Source organism: Halomonas sp. RT37, assembly GCF_040070525.1.
Taxonomy (GTDB): domain Bacteria; phylum Pseudomonadota; class Gammaproteobacteria; order Pseudomonadales; family Halomonadaceae; genus Halomonas; species Halomonas litopenaei.
The window spans coordinates 3638080-3662167 of the sequence record NZ_CP098827.1 but is presented as its reverse complement, the minus strand read 5'-3'; the positions used below and the strand labels follow the sequence as shown (position 1 = coordinate 3662167).

The window sequence follows — 24088 nt, the reverse complement described above, 5'->3', positions numbered from 1 at the left end:
GGCATGTGGCTGCTGCGCGGTGGGCGGTTCAGCCTGCTGGTCGATCGACGCCAGCTTTTTGGCGCCCTGTTGCTCGCTGTCTTGCTGGTCGGGGCGAGCCTGGCCTATCTGTGCCTCGGCGAGAAACCGCTGTCGCCGGGTAAAATCTGGGCGGTCATCAATGGACAGGGCGCGATGCTCGATACCTTCGTGGTGGAACAGCTACGCCTGCCACGGCTGTTGGCGGCGCTTGCCAGCGGCGCCGCCTTTGGGCTGTCGGGGTGCCTGATGCAGACGCTGGCGCGCAACCGTCTGGCCACGCCCGGCATCATCGGCATCGACAACGGCGCCACCGCCTTTGCGGTGGCCTCGGTGGTGGGGATGGGCTTGAGCCTGGCGCCTTCTGCCATGGCGTTGACCGGGGCTGCCACCGCAGCGGCCCTGACCTTCGGTCTGGCCGCCGGGGGCGGTGCCAAGGGCTATCGCTTTATCGTCGCCGGCATCGGCGTCGGGGCGATCTTCGCCGCGGTGACCCAGCTGATACTGTCGCGTGCCGCCATCGATGCGGCCAACGCCGCCTACCCCTGGACCGTGGGCACCCTGAACTCACGGCCGGCCGAAGCCGTCGTCGTTCTCGCCATCGGTCTTGCGCTGCTCACCCCGGTGGCGCTGTGGCTGTCGCGCTCGCTTAGCCTGATGCGTTTCAGCGATGCCGTGGCACTCGGCCTGGGGACGCCGCTCAGGCGTCACAGGCTGCAGGTACTGGTGGTATCGGTGGCGTTGACGGCGCTGGCGGTATCGGTGGCGGGGCCGGTCGGCATGGTGGGGCTTTTGGGTCCGGAAATCGCGCGCCATCTGTGCGGCAACCGTCAGGTGCCGTTGATCGGTGCTGCCCTGGCCGGGGCGGCGGTGATGGTACTGGCCGACCTGGCAGGACGATTGATGCTGGCGCCGCTGGAGCTGCCGGTGGGCATCGTCACCGCCGTGGTCGGTGGCCCCTGGCTTCTGTGGATACTGATTCGCCGCTGAATTCATATTGACCCGCTCCCGGGCCAATGGCGGCCGGGGGCGCTTGTGCAAGGGGACCTTGATGTCACTGACGCTGTCTTCACGATCCGATGGGATTCCCCGGGCTGAGGTGGCTTCGCACCCGGATTCGGGCCAGCAGCGGGACACCGCAGTGCCGCATCCCTATGTGGTCGAGGATCTGGTGCTCTGCCACGGCCGTCACAAGGTCATCGATGGTCTCGACCTGACGATCCCGCGGGGCAAGCTCACCGCCATCGTCGGCCCCAACGGCTGCGGCAAGTCGACGCTGCTGGCCGGGCTGTCCCGCCTGCATGCACCAAGTGGCGGGCGCGTCTGGCTCGAAGGCCAGGACCTCAAGCGGTTTGCGGCGCGCAAGCTGGCCCGCTGCATCGCCCTGTTGCCCCAGGAAGCGTCGGCCCCGGAGGGGCTGAGCGTCAGCGACCTGATTCGCTTCGGGCGCCAGCCCCACCAGGCCTGGTATCGCCAGTGGAGCGAGGAGGACCAGGCGGTGGTGGCGCGCGCCATCGCCGCGGCGGGGCTTGAGGACCTGGCCGAACGCGCCCTCGATACCCTGTCCGGCGGTCAGCGCCAGCGCGCCTGGATCGCCATGACCATCGCCCAGCAGACGCCGATCATTCTGCTCGACGAGCCCACCTCGGCGCTGGATCTGGGCCACCAGCTGGAGGTCTTCGAACTGCTGCATCGGCTGGTGGAACGAGGGCGTACGGTGATCATGGTGGTCCACGATCTTTCCAGCGCCTGCCGCTACGCCGATCACCTGGTCGCCATGCGCGATGGGCGCCTGGTGGCAGAGGGCGAGCCGGAAAAGGTGGTGACGCCGGCACTGGTCAGGCAACTCTACGACGTGGACTGCTCGCTGGTGGAAGACCCGCTGACCGGCAAGCCATTGCTGGCCGGGCTTAGTCGGAGGGCCTAGGGCTTGTCTGAAAAGTGCCTGCGCTCGGTAATACGGCGTTAAAAATCGGATCAACATGCTCATTTACACCCCGTAAACTGCGCTGTCTTACCGATTTTTGCCTTGTCTAACCTTCGCTCGTCGACTTTTCGGACAGCGCCTAGTTGGCGCGAGGCCTAGTCGCCAGGTCTTGGTCGGCAGGGCCTGGTTGGCGCGAGGCTTAGTCGGCGCGAGGCATAGTCGGCGGCGGGTCATGGTTGGCGGGGCCGAACGGGTATGCAGGCCTTTAGGGAAGCGAATTCGGGGAGCCAGACGCAACACACCCGGCGCGAAGGCCGGGTGTGTTCGCTGACTGACGGGTGCTGCCCGTCAGCTTCGGATCGCTCTTAGTTGGTAGCGTCCTGAGCGGCGTCCTGGGCATTGTCGCCCGCACCTTCGATGGCGTTGCCGGCGCTGGTCAGGGCGTTGGCGGTAGCAGACTTGGTGGTCTGCCAGGCGCTCTGGGCGCCTTCCTTGGTGTCCATCCAGGCCTGCTGAACGCTGGACTTGGTCTGGTTCCACCAGGTATCGGTGTATTCGGGCAGCTGGGACACCTCGTCCTGAGTCATGTCCAGATGAACGCTGTACTCGATGTTGTCGAGGCTGTCGCCGTTGGCAGTCTGCACGGTGAAGTTGCCGGTTTCGACCACATACTCGCTGCCGCCGAGGTCAAGCAGGTCGCCCGCTTCGACGACGATGGCGCGGACCTTCATGTCATTGTCGAGAAGGATGTCCTCGACTTCGCCCACTTCATCCTCGCTCGAACCCTTGGCGAAAACGTCGGCGTCCATCAGCTCATCGGCGGAGTAGAGGCCCTGAGCCTGCTGCTGGTTACCGGCGCCATTATTCTGAGCGGTGTTCTGCTCGGCGAAGGCGTTGGTGCCCACGGCCATGGTGCCGGCGAAGACGGTGCTTGCGATAGCGGTAGTCAGCAGATTCTTGCGGATCATTCCATTTCTCCTTCTCGCGGATGGTTCCAGCGATGTCATCGGTCGCAGCGGGTTCCTGTGCTGCGACTTGCGATGTTGCACGAATCATTGTGGAGGTTATGTACAAGATTTCAAGCCAGTCTTGTGAAAGAAACATGCAAGGCTCTGTTGCCTATCGATGACGCCACCACAGAGCTTGTTTCAAACGTGCTCGAGAGAGCCGACCTGGCGCTATTTCAGGGATGATCCCTGTTTGAAAAGTCAGGTGCGCATGCGGCTTTCCATGGTGTGTTGCCTCTGGGACAATACCGGCCCCTTGTCCGCATTATCATGGCCAGGGCGACGATCGACACCGTATAAGCGGTGCGAAAGCGCCGTCTGGCCCGCCCCTCGAGGTCCTGTTTCGTGGAATTGTTGAGCGTCGTCTTTCGTCATTATCGCTGGCCCTTTATCGGCGTCATGCTGCTGAGCCTTGCCAGTGCCGGACTGGGTATCGGCGCCATCGCCTTTATCAACCGCCGCTTGATCGAGGTGTCCGGAGATGCGCTCGGCGTGCTGCCGCAGTTTCTCGGGGTGATCGTGGCATTGCTGGCCGTGACTCTGGCCTCTCAGCTGGCCTTGACCACCCTGGGGCATCATTTTGTCTATGGCCTGAGAGGCCGCCTGGTCAAGCAGATCCTCGATACCGATATCGAGCGCCTCGAACGCCTGGGCAGCGCCGAATTACTGGCCAGTCTGTCCAGCGATATCCGCAATATCACCATCGCTTTCGTACGTCTGCCCGAGCTGGTTCAGGGCATCGTGCTGACGCTGGGCTCGGCGTTGTATCTCGGCTGGCTGTCCCCCGGGCTGCTGTTGGTCACCGCGCTGTGGGTCACGCTGACCATGGCAGGAGGGGCCTGGCTGGTAGGGCGGGTCTACCGCCATCTGGCCCAGGTTCGTGCGACCGAAGATTCGCTCTATCGCGACTATCAGGCGGTCATCGATGGACGCAAGGAACTGGCGCTCAATCGTGCCCGGGCGCGAGCCCTGTTCGAGGACACCTACGACCATGATGCCCGCCGCTATCGTCACCATGTCATCCGCGCCGACACCTATCACCTGAGCGCGGTCAATGTCTCCAATATCATGATGCTCGGCGCCATCGGGGTGGTGTTCTATCTGGCCAATGGGCTTGGCTGGGCCACCACCGAGGTGGCGGCGACCTTCTCGTTGACCTTGTTGTTCCTGCGTACCCCGCTGATCTCGGCGGTGGGCGCACTGCCGACGCTGCTAAGCGCCCAAGTGGCCTTCGACAAGCTGCGTGGACTCGATCTGGCCGAGGCCAAGGGCGACTTCGGGGTGCAGGAGGCAGATGGCGAGCGTTGGCAGCGACTGCACCTTGAAGGCGTGGCCTTTCGCTACCCCGAGCCCGCTAAAGCGTCCGACGAAGACGACGGGGCAGGACGAGCGTCGAAAGGCCCGGGTTTCGCCGTGGGGCCGCTGGACCTGACCCTGCGGCGTGGTGAACTGGTATTTCTGATCGGCGGCAACGGCAGCGGCAAGTCGACCCTGGCGAAGCTGCTGACCGGTCTCTACCGGCCCCACCAGGGGCGTCTCTTGATCGACGACCAGGAGGTGGGGGCCGCTGAGATGGGCGCCTATCGCCAGCGCTTTTCCGCGGTCTACACCGACTTCCACCAGTTCGACACCCTGATAGGCCCCGGCGGTGACAAGGCCGACCCCGCGCTGGTCGAGGACTGGCTCGAGTACCTGGCGATGCGCGAGAAGCTTCACTTCGACGGCCAGCGGGTCACCAACCCGGAGCTGTCCCAGGGGCAGCGCAAGCGGCTGGCGCTGTTGATGGCGGTGGCCGAGGAGAGAGATATCCTGCTGCTCGACGAATGGGCCGCCGACCAGGACCCGCAGTTCCGACGGGTGTTCTATCGTGAGCTGCTGCCGCGACTCAAGGACATGGGCAAGACGGTGTTCGCCATCAGCCACGACGACCACTACTTTCAGCACGCCGACCGGTTGTTCGAGATGCGCGCAGGGCAGCTTGTCGAACTCACCGGGTCCAGCCGCGAGGCCGCCAGTCGTGATGCCGTGGCCCGGCTCGATCCGCTGTAGGGCGATTCGCTCAGCCGGTAGAGCGCTCTCGCCACCATCCAGCGGTTCATCCATCCCCCCTGCCTGGCTCCCTCGCACCCGAGCACGGCTTGTTCGGGCTTTCGTGTGCCTGTGGTTAATGGGTCGCTCTGGTGTCGCTGATGGCGCGAGGTGGTTTCGCAGCCCTTGATCGACATCGGCCTTTGGCGGGATTTATGTAAATGAAAGCTGGTCTTGATTGCGTGTAAAAATGAAAACAATTAGCATGCCGTAGATGTTTCACGAACGTTCAACGTCGTTCGTTGTCGTCTTCGATGCGCTCCGAGGCCTACCGCATGCAACCCGCCAGTCCCCGTCCATCCGCCAGCCCACTGTTCACCGACTTCCTGCCCGGCAGCCCTGTCTCCCGTCGCCCGCTTGCCATCGCCGTGCGCCTCGCGCTGGGGCTGGCCCCACTTGCCGGGGCGGGGATGGCGTTTGCCCAGGAGGAGGCGGTCACCGAGGTGACGAGCGACACCATGGTGGTGAGCACCTCGGCGCTGAAGGTCGAGACCCCGGTGCTCGAGACGCCTCGGGCTACCTCCCAGGTCTCCCGCGAGGAACTCGATAACCGCCAGGTCAACAAGTACGACGAGGTGCTGCGCTACCGCAGCGGTGTGGTATCCCAGCCGTTCGGCCAGGACAACAAGGCCGAGTGGTTCTATATTCGCGGCTTCAATGGCGAGGACTCACTGTACCAGGATGGCCTGCGTCAGTTTCGTGAGGGCGGCTACTTCTGGTGGAGCACCGAGACCTTCGGCCTCGAGAGCGTCGAACTGCTCAAGGGGCCGGCCTCGATCCTCTATGGCGAGGCGCCTCCCGGGGGTGTCATTAACGCCATCAGCAAGCGTCCCACCGACGAGCCTCAGGGGCTGATCGAATTGCAATACGGCAGCGACGACCACGAGCAGGTGGGCGTCGACGTCTCGGGGCCTGTGGCAGGGCGCGATGATGTGCGCTATCGCATGGTCGGACTGTTCCGCGAGAATGATGGCCAGATCGAGGACACCGACAATCAGCGGGTCTATCTGGCGCCGAGCCTGGAGCTCGATCTGTCGCAGGATACCAGCGTCACCTTTCTGGCCAGCTACCTGAAGGACCACGGCACGCCTACCAACGGCTTCAAGCTGCCCTACGGCACCGTGGACAACACCCCCTTCGGCAAGCTCGACCCCGAGGACAACCTGGGAGAGCCGGACTACGAGCGCCAGGAACACGAGCAGTGGGCGCTGGGCTACGAACTGTCCCACCGTCTCAACGATACCTGGGACATCGAGCAGAACTTCCGCTACAGCCATCTGGATCTGCTCGAGCGTGACGTCTATGTGTCCTACCTGCTGGACGACCGCAACGCCCAGCGCGGCCTGACCTATCGCGACGGCGACTTCGACGCGGTCACGGTGGATACCCGCGCCATCGGCCGCTGGTACAGCGATCGCACCGAGAACACCCTGCTGGTCGGCGTCGACTACCAGGATCTGGATATTGACTACGACAACTACGACGATTTCGCCTTCGGTTCGCCTTTCGACATCTTCGATCCGGAGTACGGCAACTTTACTCCGAGCTCCCGAAATGGAACCGATCACGAGGAAGGCAAGGAACAACTCGGCTTCTACGCCCAGAACCAGCTTCGTCTGGATGACCGCTGGATCTTCCTGGCCGGCCTGCGTCATGACAGCGTGGACGTGACCAACCGCATCGACGGGGAGGACAACGGTGGCGGCAGCGAGGACGAGACCACCTTCTCCGGCGGCGTGATGTACCTGGGCGACTACGGCATCTCGCCCTACTTGAGCTACAGCGAGTCCTTCTCACCGCAGATCGGCACCGATCCGGATGGTCGTGCCTATCGTCCCAGCGAGGGCGAGCAGTGGGAAGTCGGCGTCAAGTATGCCCCGGACTGGCTGGATGGCTATATTACTGCTGCGGTGTTCGACCTCGAGGAAAGCGATACCCTCTATACCAGCGGTGAGTCGGCCAACCGCCAGGGCGGTGAGCGCGAGTCCCAGGGTTTCGAGATCGAGGGGGTGGGCTATGTCACCGACGACCTCAAGGTCACCGCCGCCTACACCTATACCGACGTACGCGTCGATATCAGCCGTGAGGAGCGCGACCTGCGCGCCGGCCTGATCCCGCGTAACCAGGCCTCGTTGTGGTTGGACTACGCGGTCCCGGGAGCGCTGCACGGTCTGAACCTGGGGGGCGGTGTGCGCTATGTGGGCGAGACCAAGGACAGCCCGCGCTACTCTGATGCCACGGTGGACTCCTACACCCTGTGGGACGCCAAGGTCAGCTATGACATCACGCCCCAGTGGACCGCCCAGGTCAACGTCAACAACCTGACCGACGAAGAGTACGTTTCAGGCTGCGAATACTGGTGCTACTACGGCGAGGAGCGCAGCGTGGTCGGCAGCATCAAGTACCGCTTCTGATCCAGTGGCGGGCTTCCAGCCCCGCTGATCAACTCGCTGAATCGAGACGCCCCGACCGGTTTTCCCGGGGGCGTCTTGGCATGGAGGCTGCCGGTGGAAGAACAGCGGGCCTAGGCGGTCCGAGTGTTATCGCTATTCCTGTCTTTCTATAGCCATATCTCTCTATCTTTCTATCTCTCTAGCTCTCTAGCTCTGGCCCTGGCCGCCCTCCGCCGTTACCCCGGCCCGGGCCAGGCGCTCGCCGTCGGCGACGTCGCCGAAGCGCTCGAGCAACAGTTTTAGCTTGGGGGTGATCCAGCGTTCGCAGAAGGGCCGCGACGGGTCGCTGTAGAAGTAGTCGTGGTAGTCCTCCTTCGAGGCGCGAAAGTCCACCAGCGGCAGTACTCGGGTGAGCAGGGGCGCGTCGAAGTCATCCTGCAACTGGGCCAGGGTGTCTCGAGCAGAAGCTGCCTGAGACTCGGTCAGCACATAGACCGCAGAGCGATAGCGGCCGCGGCGCTGGTGGTCTGCGGTGGCCCGGTGGGTGTATAGGTGGATCTCGATCAGCACGTCGAGGGGCAGGCGAGAGGGGTCATAGTCCACCACCACGGCTTCATGAAAGTCCGAGTGCTCGCCGTCGGCGGCGACCCAGCCCTGGTGGACGGATTCGACCCCGCGCAGCGACTGATAGACCGCCTCCAGGCACCAGTAGCAGCTACCGCCGAGGGCCAGACGGGCGAGGGAAGGACGGAGCAGGGGCAGGCTGTCGTGCATCGGGATTCCCTCGTTGGCGGAGCGGCTTTGTCACCGAAGACGCCTTTAGCTTACAACTTTCGCAGCCCCCACATGAAGTAGCTGCCGCCGATCAGCGAGGCGACCAGGCCTGCCGGGATCTCCTGGGGAAACAGCAACTGGCGGCCGACCCAGTCGGCCAGCACCATCAGCAGCGCCCCGATCAGCGCCGCCCCGGCCAGGTGCGCGCGTGCCCGGGACAGCCCCAACAGACGTGCCATATGAGGCGCCAGCAGGCCGACAAAGGACAACGGACCGACGATCAGGGTGGCCACCGCGGTCAGTATCGCCACCGTCGCCAGCAGGCCCAGGCGGGCGCGCTCGACGTGGATCCCAAGCGCCTTGGCGGTGGCAGCGCCCAGCGGCAGGATATCCAGCCAGCGAGTCAGCGCCTGAGCGGCGACGGCGGCCAGCGCCCCGATACCCAGTACCACCAGCGCCGAGGCCGGGTCGACGTAGTAGGTCGACCCTGACAGCCAGGCGATGACCTGCTGACCGCGAGGGTCGCCGCCGGCCAGCACGATCGAGCGCACCGCGTCGAACAGCGCAGTGATCGCCACGCCGCTGAGCAGCAGGCGCTCTGGCTGGAAGCCGCTGGCGCGATTGAGCGCCACCAGCACGCCGAGCACGACCAGCGCGCCAACGGTGCCGGCGCCCACCAGCGTCAGGTTGCTCGGCGCTGGCACCAGGAAGATGGTGAGAATCAGCGCAATCGCCGCGCCACCGCTGATGCCCAGCAGTTCCGGGCTCGCCATGGGGTTGGCGGTGACCCGCTGGATCAGGGTGCCGGCGATGGCCAGAAGGGCGCCGCTGCCGGCGGCGGCGAAGATGCGCGGCCAGCGCCAGTCGAGAACGTCGCCGTCGAGGCTCGACGACCAGCCGGTGCTGGACTGGCCGATCAGAATGCCGACCAGGGTCGCCAGGGCCAGCAGCACGGCGAGCACCAGCAGCAGGCGCCCGGGGGCCTCGGCACGCAGGGCCTGCGGGTTCGAGCTGGGCGGTGGACGCCGGGCGGTCAGGCGCAGGCGTGGGATCAGCCACAGCAGTAGCGGTGCCCCCAGGGCGGCGGTGGTCGCCCCGGTGGGCAGCAGGGTAGGCAGGGCGTCGACGCCGCCCTGGAGTACCAGGTCGGTGACCGCCAGCAGCAGCGCGCCGAACGCGATCGACCAACCCAGCCGCGCCGGCAGACGCCGGGCACCGGCCATGCGCGCGATATTGGGCGCCGCCAGGCCGATAAAGCCGATGATGCCGACCACTGCCACCACACAGCCGGTGATGAAGACCGCGAGACCCAGCCCGCCCAGGCGCAGCCACTTGAGCGAGACGCCGAGGCTGCGTGCGCTGGCGTCGTCCAGTTCCAGCAGCGCCAGCGGGCGCAGCAGCCAGATGGCCAGGGCGCCGGCGATCACCAGACGCGGCAACAGGTAGAGCACGCCGTCCCAGCCGTTCTGGGCCAGCGAGCCGGCGCCCCACACCAGCACGCCCTTGAGCGCCTCCTGGTTGAACAGCAACAGCACCACCGCCAGGGCGCCGAAGTAGAGATTGACCACCAGGCCGCCGAGTACCACGACGCCGGGTGACAGGCCACGACGCCAGCCGAGGGCGAACACCAGTCCCATGGCCAGGCCACCGCCGGCCAGCGCCACCCACTCGCGGCCCAGCACCAGCAGGCCAGGCGCCATCAGGGTGGCGACCATCAGCGCCAGATTGGCGCCGCTGGCCACCCCCAGGGTGGTGGGGGCGGCCAGTGGGTTGCGCAGCACCTGCTGCATCAGCACCCCGGCCAGCCCCAGGGCGCCGCCGGCGCTCAGCGACATCACCAGGCGCGGCCACCAGCTATAGTGCAGCACCAGCGTATCCGGGCTTGGCGGTTCATTGGCGCCGAGCGCCCCCGAATCGGTCAGGGCAGCAAGCGCCGCCTGTGGGCCGCCCAGCTCGGCCAGGGAGTAGAAGGCGGCCAGCATGCAGGCCAGCGCCAGCACCAGGCCGGTGATGCCCAGCGCGGAGGTACGGCGGGCGCGGGATTCAGCGGCGAGCATCGGTATTTCCTTGTGCCTGATCCGGTGTGGTGGCCCGTTCGCTGGTGTCGCGAGCGCTGGTGCCGAGAGTGTGGGTATCGGAAGCGCTGGTGCCGGGAGCGCTGGTGTCGGGGGGGCTAGTATCGGGAGCGCGAGTATCTGGCATGTTGCTGGAGAGGGCGTCGCCCAGCAGGGTGGCAAAGCGCCTGGCCGAGGGCAGGGCGCCGAAGCTCCACACCGGTGGCAGGGTGACGACGTCGTCACGCTGGACGCTGCCCAGATGGCGCCACAGGCCACTGTCGGCCAGCGCCTCGCGCACCCCGGCGATATAGGGTTCGACCACCACGATGCGGGCCTCGGGATAATTGGCCAGCTGTTCGATGCCGATCAGGCTGAAGCCCCAGGCATTGGTGGCGCCTCGCCAGGCGTTGGTCAGGCCCATGCGCCTAAGCACCGCCTGGTAGAGGCTGTGCTCACCGAACAGGCGCACGTGGCGCTCATCCATGAACTGGAGCAGCAATAGCGGGCGGGTGTCCTCGGGCAGCCGAGCGGCGATGTCCGCGATGTAGGCCTCGGTCTCCTCGATCAATGCCTCGGCGGCGTTTTCGCGATCCACCAGTTCGCCGAGCTGTCGGGTCAGCGCCAGAGACTGCGACCAGAAGGTGCCCTCGCCGCTGTACATGGCGAGCTGCTTGACCTCGGCGATCGATGAAAGCCGCGGCGCCAGGTTGGCGAACATCGGCGAGATCACGATGGCGTCGGGGTCGAGTTCGGACAGCAGTTCCAGGTTCGGCTGGGTACGCAGGCCGATGTCGGTGGCACCTGGCGGCGCCTCGAGCCCCACCCAGCTTTCGTAGTCGTCGACCTGGGCCAGCGCCACCGGTGGCGCGTCAAGTGCGATCAGCGTCTCGGCCAGGGTCCAGTCCAGGCTGGCGATACGCGGCGCGGCACTGGCCGGAGACGCCAGCAGCCAGGCCGACAGCGCCAGCCACACCAAGCTATGGTAGCCACCCGAGCGAAAAAGGCCGGAACGCAAGCGCAGGGAAGCCAGGGACACCATAGAACGGCGGACAGTCAGAGCACGGCGGACATTCAAGGACAACCTCATTGCACCAGCGCCACCGCGTGTTCGCCGGAGGGATGGGGCATCACCTGCATCGGCACGCCGTAGATGTCCTCGAGCAGGTCGCCGGTCATCAGCGTCTGCGGGTCGCCTTCGGCGATGACGCGACCGCTGTGCAGGGCGACCAGGCGATCACAGAAGCGTGAGGCCATGTTGATGTCGTGCAACACGATGACCACGCCCAGGTCGAGCTCCCGCGACAGCTTGCGTACCAGGGTCATCACTTCCACCTGATGGGCGATATCCAGCGCCGCCAGCGGTTCATCGAGCAGCAGCAGGCGGCTGCCCTGGGCCAGCAACATGGCCAGCCACACCCGGGTACGTTCGCCGCCGGACAGGGTGTCCACCAGGCGATCGGCAAAGCCCTCGGTGTGGGTCAGCGCCATGGCTCGCGCCACGTGTTCGTGATCGTCGCGCCGCGAGCGACCCAGCAGCCCCTTCCAGGGGTAACGACCAAAGGCGATCAGCTCGCGACAGGTCAGGCTTTCGGCACTGGGCAGGTGTTGCGGCAGATAGGCCACTTCGCGGGCGAAGGCGCGGCGCCCCCAGGCCTCGAGCGGCTGGCCGTTGAACAGGATGCGCCCCTCGCTGGCCGGCTGTTGCTGAGCCATCAGCTTGAGCAGGGTCGACTTGCCGGAGCCGTTGTGGCCGATCAGTCCGTGGACCCGGCCGGCATCGAAGCTCAGGCTGGTCGGCGACAGCAGGGTCTTGCCCGGGATCGCGAAGGAAGCGGACTGAAGATCGAACATGAAGACGGCTCCGCTGGGTGACTGGGGCAGGGTGGCTTGGGCTGGCTGGTCCGGGCAGGCTGGTCCGGGCGACCGGGCAGGAAAGATAATGGATAGGAATGGTTATCAATTTGTTTGTTATTGTCAATGATGCACGTCAGGGAGGCGTTGCGCTGAAAGACTATTGATCAACCCTTGTAGAAGGGGCGTAAAGGATGACACCCTGTGGTCCACGACATCGGGCCTCTTCAACGACGGCAGGGATGCCGACACCGCCAGGCGGGCAATGCGTTTGGCGTGGAGCACGCTAGCGAGAAGAACGCGTCTTGCCTATAGTATGAGGCCCACGATGACGTAAGCTGGTGAGTGGGATACGATTATCCCCCCTGAACCCAGCCCAATTTCGACAAGGAAGGAGGTATCACCATGGCACATACTCTGCCGGAACTGCCCTACGCCTACGACGCACTGGAACCCTCCATTGATGCGCTGACCATGGAGATCCACCATTCTCGTCACCACAACACCTACGTCACCAACCTCAACGGCGCCCTGGAAGGCACCGGTCTCGAGGACCTGCCGGTCGACGAGCTGATCTCCAACCTGGAGCGTCTGCCGGAAGACAAGCGCCAGCCGGTCATCAACAACGGCGGCGGCCACTCCAACCACTCGCTGTTCTGGACCGTGATGTCCCCGAACGGTGGTGGCGACCCCAAGGGCAAGGTCGGTGAGGCCATCGAGAAGGAACTGGGCGGCTTTGACGCCTTCAAGGATGCCTTCACCAAGGCCGCGCTGGGCCGCTTCGGCTCTGGCTGGGCCTGGCTCTCCGTCACTCCGGACGGCGCCCTGGTGGTGGAAAACACCCTGAACCAGGACAGCCCGCTGATGCACGGCAACACTCCGGTGCTGGGTCTGGACGTGTGGGAGCACGCCTACTACCTGAAGTACCAGAACAAGCGTCCCGACTACATCGCCGCCTTCTTCAACGTGGTGGACTGGGACGAAGTCGAGCGTCGCTACCAGGCCGCCACTGCCTGAGCGAAGCCGGCCTGACGTCGATGTCTCGACGTCATCCGAGCTAGCGCAAGACCCGCGCCGCGGCCCCCAGGGCCGCGGCGCTTTTGGTTGGTGCCCCGGTCAGGGCGCCGTCTGGATTGGTCGTCGCCCTTGTGGTGCGACAACAAGGAGTTCACGCCGTGTCCCGCTCATCCAGCCTGCAGGCGCTAGGGCGCCTGTTGCGCTACGCCCGCGGTTATCGTCGACGGATCGTCGCCGCCACCCTGTGTTCGATGATCAACAAGCTGTTTGATATCGCCCCCGAGATCCTGATCGGGGTGGCCATCGACGTGGTGGTCAACCAGGAGCAGAGCTTCGTGGCGGGGCTCGGCTTCGTCTCGGCCAGCTCCCAGATCATCGTGTTGGGGGTGCTGACCTTCTTTATCTGGGCCGGCGAGTCGCTGTTCGAGTACCTCTATCAGATCCTGTGGCGCAATCTTGCCCAGCGCCTGCAGGCCGACCTGCGCCAGGACGCCTACGAGCACGTGCAGCGCCTGGACATGGGCTTCTTCGAGTCGCGCTCGTCCGGTGAGCTGGTCGCCACCATGAATGACGACGTCAACCAGCTCGAGCGCTTCCTCGACGGCGGTGCCAACTCACTGATCCAGGTCGCAGTCACCGTGGTGGCGGTAGGGGCGGTGTTCTTCGTGCTGTCGCCGCTGATCGCGCTGCTGGCCTTTACCCCGGTGCCGCTGATCCTGTGGGGTGCCTTCGTGTTTCAGCGCAAGGCCGGTCCCCTCTATGCCGACGTGCGTGAGAAGGTCGGGGTGCTGTCCAGCCGGCTGTCCAACAATATTCAGGGCATGGCCACCATCAAGAGCTTTACCGCAGAGGCCCGCGAGGCGGCTCGGCTGAAGGCCGACAGTGAGGCCTACGTGGACGCCAACAGCCGTGCCATTCGTATCAGCTCGGCCTTTATTCCGGTGATCCGCATGGCGATCCTCACCGGGTTTCTGGCCACCTTCATCGTCGGCGGCATGCAGGCGCTGTCCGGTGAGCTCAACGTCGGCGCCTACGGCGTGCTGGTGTTCCTGACCCAGCGGCTGCTATGGCCGCTGACCGGACTGGCCCAGGTCATCGACCTGTTCGAGCGGGCCATGGCCAGCACCCGGCGCATCCTCGATCTGATCGCTACCCCGATCCGGGTGCGTGACGATGGACGCCGTGAGCTCAAGACGCCGGTGCGTGGCGAGGTGCGCTTTGCAGAAGTGAGCTTTCACTACCCGGGCAGCGGCGCCGGCATCGACGCTGTGGAGCTGGCGGTACCCGCCGGCAGTACCCTGGCGCTGGTCGGGCCCACCGGCTCCGGCAAGTCGACCCTGATCAAGCTGCTGTTGCGCTTTCACGACCCCGACCAGGGGCGGGTCGAGCTCGACGCCGTCCCGGTGGCGGAGCTTCGCCAGGGAGCGCTGCGCGACGCCATCGGCCTGGTCAGCCAGGACGTCTACCTGTTCGAGGGCAGCGTGCGTGACAACATCGCCTATGCCCGTCCCGAGGCCAGTGATGAGGAGGTCATCGCCGCGGCACGCACCGCCGAAGCCTGGGAGTTCATCGAGCGTCTGCCGGACGGCCTCGATACCCGTGTCGGTGAGCGCGGCGTGCGCCTGTCCGGCGGGCAGCGCCAGCGTCTGTCGCTGGCCCGGGCGCTGCTCAAGGATCCCCCGGTGCTGGTGCTGGACGAGGCCACCAGTGCGGTGGACAACGAGACCGAGGCGGCGATTCAGCGCTCGCTGTCGCGCATCGGCGGTGAGCGTACCGTGATCATGATCGCCCACCGGCTCTCGACCATCGTCCACGCCGACCAGATCGTGGTGATGGAGCGCGGACAGGTGGTCGAGCGCGGCGTCCACACCGAGCTGATCGCCCGGGGCGGGCGCTACGCCGCCCAGTGGCAGGTGCAGACCGGCGAGGCGGCGACGGTGGCAGCCACGTCGCCCTGACCTGGCGCACTGACCTGTCGCGATGCGCGGGACTTGGCCGCGGGCTCGGTGCCGGCCCCGGAACAGGCCCCGAAACCGGTTCAGGCGTGGAGGATACGGCTCGCCAGCACCGTCTGTGCAGTCTAGGGTAAGTAAGTAGTAACTTCCTATGCTGCATGAGGCGTGAAGGATGAGCTGCGTACTGCTCGGGGACGGGGTTCGTCGCCGGGCGTTCCATCGTCTGCTGTCGGGCTTTGTTGTACCGGGCTTTGTTGTACCGGGCTTTGTTATACCAGGCTTAGCTGCACCCGCCTTGGCGATGCGGGCCTTGCGAGTGTCGGCGTCTTGTTTACAGGCGGCTTGTTTACTGGCGGCTTGGCGTCCGAGTGCCCTGGTCCGGGCGGCTCTGCTGCTGGGTTGCCTGGCAACGACGCCGGCCCTCGCCGACCTGCGCATCCTGCACCTCGACGTGGGCATGGGTGACGCCACCCTGGTAGTGGATACCGGCAGCGGTCAGAGTCTGTTGATCGATGCGGGAAATCGCGGTGATGGCCGCAGGGTGGTGGCGCCGGCCCTGATCGCACTGGGGATCGATCGACTCGACTATTTTCTCGCCAGCCACTATGACGCCGACCATATCGGTGGCTTCGATGAACTCATCGAGGCGGGCGTCACCGTCGAGACGGTACTGGAACGACCCGGCATCAAGCCCGAGGTGCTGTCTCCCACCGGCCGCGACACCCAGTACGGCGAGTACCTGGCGGCGGCCCGGGCCGTGGGGGCGCGGCTGGTCGAGCTTATCCCCGACTGTCGTCCCGATCATCCCCAGCTGCGCCTGGGCGCCGACACCCGTATCCAGGTGGCCGCAGCGGGCGGCCGGCACCTGGCCGGGGATATCGGTTTCTGTGAGGTCGGTGAGCAGTCACTTCATCCACGGCGGGAAAACGCCCGCAGCGTGGCACTGATCATCGAGCACGGGCGCTTTCGCTACTTCACCGGCGGCGACCTCACCGGAGGTGGTGCTCGCAGCGTACCCATGGAGGCCTTCGTCGCCGCCCAGGTGGGCAACGTCGACGTGCTCAAGCTGAATCATCACGGTTCCGACACCAGCACCAGCGACACCTTTGTGCAGACGCTGAGACCCGAGGTGGCCGTGCTCAGCGTCGGCGATGGTGGAGTGAACCTGCGCTATCGCCTGCCGCGGCAGGCTCCGCTGGATCGCCTGGCCAAGCTCAGCCCGGCACCGCTGCTGTTCCAGACGCGCCAGGGCGAAGGTGGAAGCTACCTGGGGGCCTACGTCGAGAATCGCCACATCGTCGTTCATACCGATGGCGAGAGCTACACCATCAACGGCCTGATCTGTGTGGTGGACGAGCGCACCCAGGCAAGCGAGGGAGGACACTGTCGATGAGCAGTTCAGAGCAGGAGGGGCCTCGTCGCGATCGCAGGGACGATGATGCCGACGGCGGCAGCGATAGTGACAATGTTAACGGCAACGGCAACGGCAACGGCAACGGCAACGGCAACGGCAATGGCAACGGCAACGGCAACGGCAACGGCAACGGCAGTGAAGATGGCTGCGGAGAGCGTATCCGCAAGCTGCTCGACGACACCACGGCGCTGCTGGACTACGCCCAGGAGTTCGAAGGTTACCCGCCGGAGATCGACCTGACCGCCTACTTCGTGGCCAAGGAAAAGACCGATCGCAAGGAGCTGTTGACCACCGAAGAACTGGCCGGCGTGGTGGATTGCTACCGGCGCCTGTCCCGGCTCTACCCAGGTATCTCGCCTCGTACCCTGGCGGCGACGCGCCCGGACAGCGATGGTCGAATGCGCGACAGCCGCACCGGCAAGTACTTGATTCGCCTTTGGTGGTGGACCGGGGCGGTGGTGATGGCGGTGATCGGCTCCAACGTGCTGATGTACGCCATCGATACTGGCCGGCCGTCCTCTGGGCTCGACTGGACCCACTGGAATACCGCGCTCGACTTTATCTACGAGGGACTTCGCCACACAGAGCCCTTTCTTTATGGTGCCCTCGGGGCCTTCGCCTTTGTGCTGCGGGTGACCGCGACCCGGCTGTACAGTCGCACCTTCGATCCCGCGCGGATCGGCGAGCATGTCAATCGCATCGTGCTGGGCACGCTCTCCGGTGGCGCCATCGTGTTGTTCGTCTCCCAGATTCCCACCGATCAGGGCGCACAGGTGGCGCTGAGCGGCGCCGCCCTGGGCTTTCTCGCCGGCTACAGCATCGATTTTCTGTTCGGTACTCTGGACCGGGTGATCTGCGCCTTGCTGGCAAACGACGCGGGCGACAAGACTGGCAAGGCGGCGCGGGCTCGCCGTGACGCCGACGTGGTTCAGGTGCTGGATGATCTGGTCGCCGAGCAGCCAGACGGCGAGGCCAGGCGTCGTCTGGGAGAGGTGATCGAGACGCTCAGGCAGCGCCACCAGGCCTGAGCGCGAGGGCCGAGGAAGCGTTCAGGGGCTTTGGGGCACGACGCAGCATCAACCCGGGGTCGAATAGAAGTGGCGACACCAGGCTAGCGTGCGGGTCTGGTCGCGGGCCTCGTAGTCAGTCAGCGCCTGCTCGAGGGATCCCGGCGACTCGTCGTCGCGATCCTCGGCCAATTGCGTCAGGCGCATGGTGTACCAGGCGGTGATGCCGCCCTCGGGCGGGGTGTCGAAGCGTGGGAAGGACGGGCCCGCGCTCTGACCTTGCTGCCAGTGGCGGGGCAGCTCGGGCTTAATGGCCAGGGCCCGGGCCAGTCCGACGATATCCACGCTCCCTTCATCCACCGCGCTGCGTGCCTGGGACAGTGTCTTGAAGCCTCCGGTCAGCATCAGCGGCAGCGTCGTGTGTCGGCGAGCCCGACGTGCAAACGCCAGAAAGTAGGGGCTGCCAGCCGCCGTGCCCGTGTCTGAGGCAGAACGGGCGCCGGGAAAGTAGGTGCCACCGCTGATATCAATCAGGTCGATGGGCTGGCTGTCCAGCGACTTCACCACCTCGAGCGCATCCTCCTGGTCGAGCCCGCCTTCGAGCTGGTCGCTGGCGTTGAGCTTGACCGCCACCGGAAACGCCGGCCCCACGGCATCGCGTACCGCCTGGATCACCTCGAGCAGCAGGCGTCGGCGTCCCGTGATCGAGCCACCGTAGGCATCGTCGCGTCGGTTGAACAGCGGGGAAAGAAACTGGCTGAGCAGGAAACCGTGGGCGGCGTGGACCTGCACGCCGGCGAAGCCTGCCGCCCTGGCCAGTGCGGCGGTGCGTGCAAACTGATCGGGCAGGGCGTGGATCTCGTCTGGGCTCAAGGCCGCGCAGCGTAGACCCGGCAGGTCGAGGGCGCTGGGGCCCCTAGCGACACTGGTCGGCGGATAGGCCAGCGCTCCGGCGTGACCGAGCTGCAGCCACAGGCCGCTGCCATGCTGATTGCCACGTTGTGCCAGTCGCTCGAAGGCCGTCAGATCCGAGTGCTCGTTCAAGACTAGATTACCGGGCTTCTCGGCCACATCGGGCCTGCCCTGTACCTCGCCGATCAGCGACAGGGCGACTCCGCCCTGGGCCCAGCGCTCGTAGAGCCGGCCCTGGGCTTCGGTAGGGTGACCGGTGCCATCGCCGAGTGAGTCCGACATGGCCGCCTTGGCGATGCGGTTTTTCAGCACCAGGCCGCAGGGCAGCGTCAGCGGCGAGAACAGCGGACCGATGTCGTTGTCGTCGTGCGCGGTGTCGCAGGAAGGGATCATGGGCAAACTCCGAGCGTCGATGGGAAGGGAAAAGGGAACGGTAGAACGGCACCTGAGCAGGAGCCGCCATCCTGGCACGCCGCCGGGGCAGCGATAATCCCTTGTCGAGGCACAGGACTTGTGACTATAAGGAACAGATGGATACTGTCAGCGAACTTTCCGTCTTCCATGCCGTCATCGACGCCGGCACTTTTTCAGGGGCCGCCCGCCAGTTGGGCGTCACCCACTCGGCCGTAAGCAAGCGCATCAGCCGGCTGGAACAGCGGCTGGGTGTCCCCCTGATCCTGCGCTCCACGCGACAAATGAGCCTGACCGAAGCGGGAGAGACCTTCGCCAGCGAGACCCGGGGGCTGCTGGAGCGGCTTTCCCAGGTGGAACAGGGTATCGCCGAAGGCCGCAGCGAGCTGCGCGGGCGTATTCGCCTCACGTCGCCCACCGCGCTGGGCAAGCAGCGGTTGATGCCGCTGCTGCTGGCGTTCATGGAGCGCTATCCGGCGGTGGAGATCGACCTGACGTTGACCGACGCGATGGTCGATCTGGTGCACGAGCGTATGGACCTGGCGATTCGCAGCGCCACGCTTGACGATTCGAGCCTGATCGCTCGGCCCTTGGTGGCGCATCCCCGGCTGATCTGCGCCGCAACTGCCTACCTGGCTCGCCACGGCAGGCCGCTGGCGGAAGATGAGTTGCCCCGGCATGTGGGGCTGTTCCTGCATCAGGGCCGGGGCGCCGTCATGTGGGGAATCAAGGACAGCAGGCTCCCGCAACCCGGGTTTCTTTCCAATTCGCTGGAGACACTGCACGCCGCCTGTCTGCAGGGGCGAGGCATCGCCTGCCTACCCGCGTACATGGTCGACGAGGATCTTCAGGCGGGTCGGCTCGAACGCCTGCTCGATGACGTCGTCGCCAGCGAGCAGGCGACGACAGTGTCCATCGTGCGGCCGGCCACGACCCTGCTGCCCAGACGCGTTCGCGTGCTGATCGACTTTCTGGTGGAGCGCTTTGCGTAAGGGGACTTCTCGATAGGGGGCTGCTGGCCGATTCCAGGCGCTATCGGCCGAAGTTGATGGATTTCGAAACCGCTAAAGGAGAAGTGGTTCAGTGCTCAGGAAAGCCCGCTGTAGACGATGGCATTGTCAATACGACCCAGTGCTCCCTGAAGTTTTCAAACATCCACAGAACCTTGCATCCCAGGCTCGGTGGCTAGAATCAAGGTGTTGATCTCAATGACTCTTTCAAATGGAAACTGGATAATCTCCATTACATGTCGGCCAGTTTCCGGAAGGTATTTCTGTGCGTGCGTAACGCCAGCTTGGTCTCCGACTTGACGATTTGCTGCCCCTCGGGACCTGAGAGGTCCAATTTTCTGGTCGCCTTGATTCGCGGGCGTTCCACGGCCTGGAGGCCGTACTTTTCAACTTTGCTGTTCATGTAGCGTACCCCTGTCTGCCTAGCATCTTGTCAACTAGTCTATCAGCCGCTCATCGCCTGGGGCAGGTAGGTGGCGATGCCCGGGAACAGGCTCATCAGCACGATGGCCACGATCATCAGCAGGAAGAACGGCAGCGTGGCGCGGGTGATCGACATGATGTCGCGCCCGGTCAGGCCCTGGATCACGAACAGGTTGAAGCCCACCGGCGGGGTGATCTGCGACATCTCGACCACGATGACCAGGTAGATGCCGAACCAGATCAGATCGAAGCCGGCGGTCTCGATCACCGGCATGATGATCGAGGTCACCAGCAGGATCAGCGAGATACCGTCGAGAAAGCAGCCCAGCACCAGCAAGAACAGGGTCAGCACCACCAGCAGCCAGGCCGGTGACAGACCCATGGCGCCGATCTTCTCGGCCAGGTCCATGGGCAGCTGGGTGAAGCTCATGGCCGAGGACAGAAACGAGGCCCCGGCGATGATGAAGGCGATCATGCAGGAGGTGCGCACCGCGGCGAACAGGGCGTCTTTGAAGATCGTGGCGTTGAAGTGGCCGTTGGCTCGAGCGGTCAGCATCGACAGCACGACCCCCGAGGCGGCGGCCTCGGTGGGCGAGGCAAGCCCGCCGTAGATGCTGCCGAGGATGCCGCCGATCAGCGCCAGCAACGGCAGCAGTTGCAGGCTTCCCGACAGCTTCTGGCGCAGCGGCATGTCGCTGTCGCGCTTGCCCACCGCGCCACGACGATTGCCCACCAGCAGCGACCAGCCGATCACGTAGGTCATGAACAGACCGAGCAGCATCAGTCCCGGCCCGACGCCGGCGATGAACAGGCGAGAGATCGACTGTTCGGTGACCACGCCGTAGACGATCATCATGATCGACGGCGGAATCAACAGCCCCAGGGTCGAGGCGCTGGCCAGGGTACCGATGGCCAGATCGTTGTCGTAGCCGCGCTTTTCAAGCTCCGGCAGGGTCATCTTGCCGACGGTGGCGCAGGTCGCCGCCGAGGAGCCGCAGACCGCGGCAAACAGCCCGCTGCCGATGATGTTGGAATGCAACAGACGTCCGGGAATACGCCCGAGCCAGGGCGACAGCGCCTGGAACATGTTGTTGGCGAGCCCCGAGCGAAACAGGATCTCGCCCATCCACACGAACATCGGTAGCGCGGTCAGGTCCCAGCCGTAGCTGGCGCCCCAGAAGTCCGAGGCCAGGATCGGGCCGGGCTCCAGCGGAAAGAACAGCGTCAGCACGATAAAGCCGGTGCCGAGCAGGGCGTAGGCGATCCACACGCCGCTGCCGAGCAGCACCGCCAGCGCCAGCAGGGTGACCAGACTGATCGTCAGCATCTCGGCAAGCCCTCCTGGCGAGACATGCGCAGCAGGCGAACAGGAATCCTCGGGTCAGTCATGGCTGGGCTCCTCGTCCGGGGCCTCGAAACGGCGCGGCGCCGTCAGCGCCTGTCTGGCGGTGTCGATCAGCGCTTCGGCCAGGGCCAGGCTCATCAGCGCCATGCCGACCAGCAACGCCAGCTGGGGAATCCACAGCGGAACGGCGAGCAGTCCCGAGGAGACGTCGTCGAACTCGAGGCTCTCGTGCATCAGTTGCCACAGCGATACGCACAACAGCGCGTTGAGCGCCGAAGCCACCGCCAGGCAGAACAGTTCGGTGAAGGCGCGCACCGCCGCCGGCAGGCGCTGGATCACCAGCGACATGCGGATGTGGGCGTGGTGGCTGAAGGTGTAGGCCATGCCGAGAAAGGTCGCGCCCACCAGCAGGAAGGACGCCAGTTCCGACACCCCGGTGATCTCGAGGCCAAGACGCGCGCCGCCGAACAGCACCAGCAGGGCATCCAGCAGGCGAAACAGCACCTGGATGGTGATCAGGCCGCAGATGGCGACCATGGAGGCGGCCGCACCCAGCCCACCAAGGCGGTAAAGCGGCATCAGGCGAAACTTCATGGGCGATCCTTGGCGTCAGTGGAGCGATACGTTGTCCGTGAGTCGTTGACCGCACCTTTCTTGCACGGCGTCGCGACGTGGCGTGTTGCGAAAGACAGGCCGTGAACGGGACAACGAACGAGCGGCGAGGAAGTCCCTCACCGCTCGTCCCGAGCGCTATTCGGTGTTGGCGCGGTAGTCCTCGATCAGCGCCTTGGCCCGGTCATCGGCGCGGCTCTCCCAGTCCTGGAAGAGCTTGTCGCCGGCCTCGGAAAGGGCTCCGGCCACCGCCTCGTTGGGCTCGCCAATGGTGATGCCGTTTTCCTCCAGGGCCTGGGCGCTGCCTTCCATATCGGCCTTGCTGGCCTCCCAGCCGCGCTCTTCGGCCTCGGCCGCCGCTTCCATCAGCGCTTGCTGGGTCGCCTCATCCAGGCGATCGAAGGCCTTCTGATTGACGAAGATGATGTTCTTCGGAATCCACAGGTTGGCGTCGGAGAAGTGGGAGACATAGTCCCAGGCCGCCATCGACTCGCCGGTGGACACCGAGGTGATCATGGCGTCGACCCGGCCGGTGGAGAAGGCGGTGGGGATGTCCGATTCCTCGGTCTCGGTGGGCAGGCCGCCGAGGTTCTCGGTCAGGCGCTGGGTATTGATGTTGGGCGCTCTTACCCTGAGCCCCTCGAACTGGGCGGGGTCATTCAACTCGAAGTCGGTGTAGATACCCTGTGACGGCCAGGGCACCGCGTACAGCGGCTTCATGCCCTGCTCGGCGAACAGCTCCTCGATCACCGGCTTGCTCGCCTGCCACAGCTCCCAGGCCTCGTCGTAGCTGCCGGCGAGCCCCGGCAGGGTGTCCAGCTCGAACACCGGCGACTCGTTGGACAGGATCGACATGAAGATCTCGCCGGCCTGAACGGTACCACGGCGCACCGATGGCTTGATCTCGCCGTGGCTGATCAGCGAACCGCCGGAGTGCACGGTGATGTCGAGCTCGCCCTCGGTGGCCTCGCGCACGTCTTCGGCGAACTGCTTGGTGTTCTCGGTGTGGAAGCTGGCATCCCCGTAGGGCGTCGCCAGATTCCATTCGGCGGCCTGGGCGCTGCTGAACGCAGTGGCGGTGGAGAGCGTGGCCACGGCAACGGCCAGCCCCAGGGAGGAGTATCGCGTCATGATGCCTACCTTGTTGTTGTAGAAACGTGGCGGTGAAAACGACGTGTCGTGATGGAGGTATCAGTCTGACTATGCAGCATCGGGCAGGATGGCGTTGAAGATCAAGCCGCCTTGCCGATGCCGCTGGGCTCTCAGGCCTTCTTGAACAGCTGGCTTTCGCGATCCTTGAACGCCTTGAACTCCAGTGCGTTGCCGGACGGGTCCTTGAAGAACATGGTGGCCTGCTCGCCGGGCTCGCCCTTGAAGCGGATGTAGGGTTCGATCTCGAACTTGACGCCATGGGACTTGAGCTTCTCGGCCAGGGCCTCCCAGGCGTCCATTTCCAGTACCACGCCGAAGTGCGGCACCGGCACACCGTGGCCGTCCACCGGGTTCTTGTGGGCAGCGTCGGCGGCGTCCTTGAGACCGGGGTTCAGGTGGCAGACGAACTGATGGCCGTAGAGGTCGAAGTCGACCCAGGACTCGGAGCTGCGGCCTTCGGGGCAGCCGAGAAAGTTGCCATAGAACTCGCGGGCCTCGTCGATATCACGGACCTGAATGGCAAGATGGAAGGGGTCGCTGACGGCCATGGGGAAACTCCGGAGTAGGTGAAGGGGTATATCACTGATTCTTGGCCGGGGAGGATCGTGGCGTCAATCTTCTTGCCGAATTTGTCGGGAATCGACTCGGGCGTTAGATTCAACTGACAAGAGAATATTGTGTGGCGCCCCGGCAACGCGATCGAAGCATCCGCGAA

At 65.1% G+C, this 24088-nt stretch carries 20 protein-coding genes; 9 read left to right on the top strand and 11 right to left on the bottom strand.

Annotated features, from left to right (window positions below; translation table 11 throughout):
• Positions 1–3: 3 nt before the first annotated feature.
• Together NFG58_RS15890 and NFG58_RS15885 are read left to right on the top strand one after the other, a co-directional pair.
• Positions 4–1008 (top strand): iron ABC transporter permease, encoded by a 1005-nt coding sequence (locus tag NFG58_RS15890; protein WP_348828144.1) that lies wholly within the window; start codon positions 4–6, stop codon positions 1006–1008.
• A 61-nt stretch (positions 1009–1069) separates the two neighbouring features.
• Positions 1070–1945 carry an ABC transporter ATP-binding protein gene (locus NFG58_RS15885; protein WP_083970345.1) on the top strand — a complete coding sequence of 292 codons (876 nt, stop codon included), beginning with the start codon at positions 1070–1072 and terminating at the stop codon, positions 1943–1945.
• A gap of 365 nt (positions 1946–2310) precedes the next feature.
• On the opposite strand, the gene NFG58_RS15880 is transcribed toward NFG58_RS15885, so the two are convergent.
• A complete protein-coding gene (locus tag NFG58_RS15880; RefSeq protein ID WP_052704314.1) occupies positions 2311–2913 on the bottom strand; it encodes a hypothetical protein in 603 nt (200 codons plus the stop codon).
• A 384-nt stretch (positions 2914–3297) separates the two neighbouring features.
• Here NFG58_RS15880 and NFG58_RS15875 point away from each other — a divergent pair, with 384 nt between their 5' ends.
• A complete protein-coding gene (locus NFG58_RS15875; protein WP_348826968.1) occupies positions 3298–5001 on the top strand; it encodes a multidrug ABC transporter permease/ATP-binding protein in 1704 nt (567 codons plus the stop codon).
• A gap of 314 nt (positions 5002–5315) precedes the next feature.
• Positions 5316–7454: a TonB-dependent siderophore receptor gene (locus tag NFG58_RS15870; RefSeq protein ID WP_348826967.1), complete on the top strand. Its 2139-nt coding sequence runs from the start codon at positions 5316–5318 to the stop codon at positions 7452–7454.
• Positions 7455–7640: 186 nt separating this feature from the next.
• Here NFG58_RS15870 and NFG58_RS15865 read toward each other — a convergent pair whose 3' ends face one another.
• The 4 genes from NFG58_RS15865 to NFG58_RS15850 form a co-directional block, all read right to left on the bottom strand.
• A complete protein-coding gene (locus NFG58_RS15865) occupies positions 7641–8207 on the bottom strand; it encodes a peptide-methionine (S)-S-oxide reductase (RefSeq protein WP_348826966.1) in 567 nt (188 codons plus the stop codon).
• A 50-nt stretch (positions 8208–8257) separates the two neighbouring features.
• Positions 8258–10264 (bottom strand): Fe(3+)-hydroxamate ABC transporter permease FhuB, encoded by a 2007-nt coding sequence (gene fhuB / locus NFG58_RS15860; protein ID WP_348826965.1) that lies wholly within the window; start codon positions 10262–10264, stop codon positions 8258–8260.
• Positions 10251–11279 carry an iron-siderophore ABC transporter substrate-binding protein gene (locus tag NFG58_RS15855; protein ID WP_348826964.1) on the bottom strand — a complete coding sequence of 343 codons (1029 nt, stop codon included), beginning with the start codon at positions 11277–11279 and terminating at the stop codon, positions 10251–10253. Before NFG58_RS15855 ends, fhuB begins: the two co-directional genes overlap by 14 nt.
• Positions 11280–11347: 68 nt before the next feature.
• Positions 11348–12115 carry an ATP-binding cassette domain-containing protein gene (locus NFG58_RS15850; protein WP_045992323.1) on the bottom strand — a complete coding sequence of 256 codons (768 nt, stop codon included), beginning with the start codon at positions 12113–12115 and terminating at the stop codon, positions 11348–11350.
• A 405-nt stretch (positions 12116–12520) separates the two neighbouring features.
• On the opposite strand from NFG58_RS15850, the gene NFG58_RS15845 reads away from it, so the two are divergent.
• The 4 genes from NFG58_RS15845 to NFG58_RS15830 all read left to right on the top strand — a co-directional run bounded on the left by NFG58_RS15845 (position 12521) and on the right by NFG58_RS15830 (position 17529).
• Positions 12521–13132, top strand: coding sequence for a superoxide dismutase (locus NFG58_RS15845; RefSeq protein WP_045992322.1), 612 nt, complete (start codon positions 12521–12523; stop codon positions 13130–13132).
• Between the two features lie 158 nt (positions 13133–13290).
• Entirely contained in the window at positions 13291–15090 is a 1800-nt protein-coding gene (locus NFG58_RS15840; protein ID WP_348826963.1) for an ABC transporter ATP-binding protein, read from the top strand.
• Between the two features lie 169 nt (positions 15091–15259).
• Positions 15260–16480: an MBL fold metallo-hydrolase gene (locus NFG58_RS15835; RefSeq protein ID WP_348826962.1), complete on the top strand. Its 1221-nt coding sequence runs from the start codon at positions 15260–15262 to the stop codon at positions 16478–16480.
• Complete coding sequence (locus NFG58_RS15830) at positions 16477–17529, top strand: hypothetical protein (protein ID WP_348826961.1); 1053 nt, start codon at positions 16477–16479, stop codon at positions 17527–17529. The genes NFG58_RS15835 and NFG58_RS15830 overlap by 4 nt, the downstream gene beginning before the upstream one ends.
• 48 nt (positions 17530–17577) lie before the next feature.
• Here NFG58_RS15830 and NFG58_RS15825 read toward each other — a convergent pair whose 3' ends face one another.
• Positions 17578–18813: an oxidoreductase gene (locus tag NFG58_RS15825; RefSeq protein ID WP_348826960.1), complete on the bottom strand. Its 1236-nt coding sequence runs from the start codon at positions 18811–18813 to the stop codon at positions 17578–17580.
• 137 nt (positions 18814–18950) lie between these two features.
• Between NFG58_RS15825 and NFG58_RS15820 the strand changes: the two genes are divergently transcribed.
• Positions 18951–19823, top strand: a complete 873-nt coding sequence (locus NFG58_RS15820) for a LysR family transcriptional regulator (protein ID WP_108448298.1) — start codon at positions 18951–18953, stop codon at positions 19821–19823.
• A gap of 250 nt (positions 19824–20073) precedes the next feature.
• Here NFG58_RS15820 and NFG58_RS15815 read toward each other — a convergent pair whose 3' ends face one another.
• The 5 genes from NFG58_RS15815 to NFG58_RS15795 form a co-directional block, all read right to left on the bottom strand.
• Positions 20074–20244, bottom strand: a complete 171-nt coding sequence (locus tag NFG58_RS15815; RefSeq protein WP_108132496.1) for an acetyltransferase — start codon at positions 20242–20244, stop codon at positions 20074–20076.
• A gap of 42 nt (positions 20245–20286) precedes the next feature.
• Positions 20287–21591, bottom strand: a complete 1305-nt coding sequence (locus NFG58_RS15810; protein ID WP_348826959.1) for a TRAP transporter large permease subunit — start codon at positions 21589–21591, stop codon at positions 20287–20289.
• A gap of 54 nt (positions 21592–21645) precedes the next feature.
• Positions 21646–22203, bottom strand: a complete 558-nt coding sequence (locus NFG58_RS15805) for a TRAP transporter small permease (RefSeq protein WP_045992315.1) — start codon at positions 22201–22203, stop codon at positions 21646–21648.
• A gap of 156 nt (positions 22204–22359) precedes the next feature.
• Positions 22360–23352 (bottom strand): TRAP transporter substrate-binding protein, encoded by a 993-nt coding sequence (locus tag NFG58_RS15800; RefSeq protein ID WP_348826958.1) that lies wholly within the window; start codon positions 23350–23352, stop codon positions 22360–22362.
• A gap of 131 nt (positions 23353–23483) precedes the next feature.
• Positions 23484–23921, bottom strand: a complete 438-nt coding sequence (locus tag NFG58_RS15795) for a VOC family protein (protein ID WP_045992313.1) — start codon at positions 23919–23921, stop codon at positions 23484–23486.
• Positions 23922–24088: the final 167 nt, after the last annotated feature.

What these genes read in the sequence shown, in the direction of transcription:
- NFG58_RS15820 (WP_108448298.1), top strand. Translation starts at nt 18,951, where the DNA reads ATGGATACTGTCAGCGAACTTTCCGTCTTCCATGCCGTCATCGACGCC.
- NFG58_RS15870 (WP_348826967.1), top strand. Translation starts at nt 5,316, where the DNA reads ATGCAACCCGCCAGTCCCCGTCCATCCGCCAGCCCACTGTTCACCGAC.
- NFG58_RS15795 (WP_045992313.1), bottom strand. Translation starts at nt 23,921, where the DNA reads ATGGCCGTCAGCGACCCCTTCCATCTTGCCATTCAGGTCCGTGATATC.
- NFG58_RS15815 (WP_108132496.1), bottom strand. Translation starts at nt 20,244, where the DNA reads ATGAACAGCAAAGTTGAAAAGTACGGCCTCCAGGCCGTGGAACGCCCG.
- NFG58_RS15865 (WP_348826966.1), bottom strand. Translation starts at nt 8,207, where the DNA reads ATGCACGACAGCCTGCCCCTGCTCCGTCCTTCCCTCGCCCGTCTGGCC.
- NFG58_RS15800 (WP_348826958.1), bottom strand. Translation starts at nt 23,352, where the DNA reads ATGACGCGATACTCCTCCCTGGGGCTGGCCGTTGCCGTGGCCACGCTC.
- NFG58_RS15845 (WP_045992322.1), top strand. Translation starts at nt 12,521, where the DNA reads ATGGCACATACTCTGCCGGAACTGCCCTACGCCTACGACGCACTGGAA.
- NFG58_RS15880 (WP_052704314.1), bottom strand. Translation starts at nt 2,913, where the DNA reads ATGATCCGCAAGAATCTGCTGACTACCGCTATCGCAAGCACCGTCTTC.
- NFG58_RS15890 (WP_348828144.1), top strand. Translation starts at nt 4, where the DNA reads ATGTGGCTGCTGCGCGGTGGGCGGTTCAGCCTGCTGGTCGATCGACGC.
- NFG58_RS15850 (WP_045992323.1), bottom strand. Translation starts at nt 12,115, where the DNA reads ATGTTCGATCTTCAGTCCGCTTCCTTCGCGATCCCGGGCAAGACCCTG.
- NFG58_RS15835 (WP_348826962.1), top strand. Translation starts at nt 15,260, where the DNA reads ATGAGCTGCGTACTGCTCGGGGACGGGGTTCGTCGCCGGGCGTTCCAT.
- NFG58_RS15810 (WP_348826959.1), bottom strand. Translation starts at nt 21,591, where the DNA reads ATGCTGACGATCAGTCTGGTCACCCTGCTGGCGCTGGCGGTGCTGCTC.
- NFG58_RS15885 (WP_083970345.1), top strand. Translation starts at nt 1,070, where the DNA reads ATGTCACTGACGCTGTCTTCACGATCCGATGGGATTCCCCGGGCTGAG.
- NFG58_RS15805 (WP_045992315.1), bottom strand. Translation starts at nt 22,203, where the DNA reads ATGAAGTTTCGCCTGATGCCGCTTTACCGCCTTGGTGGGCTGGGTGCG.
- fhuB (WP_348826965.1), bottom strand. Translation starts at nt 10,264, where the DNA reads ATGCTCGCCGCTGAATCCCGCGCCCGCCGTACCTCCGCGCTGGGCATC.
- NFG58_RS15825 (WP_348826960.1), bottom strand. Translation starts at nt 18,813, where the DNA reads ATGATCCCTTCCTGCGACACCGCGCACGACGACAACGACATCGGTCCG.
- NFG58_RS15830 (WP_348826961.1), top strand. Translation starts at nt 16,477, where the DNA reads ATGAGCAGTTCAGAGCAGGAGGGGCCTCGTCGCGATCGCAGGGACGAT.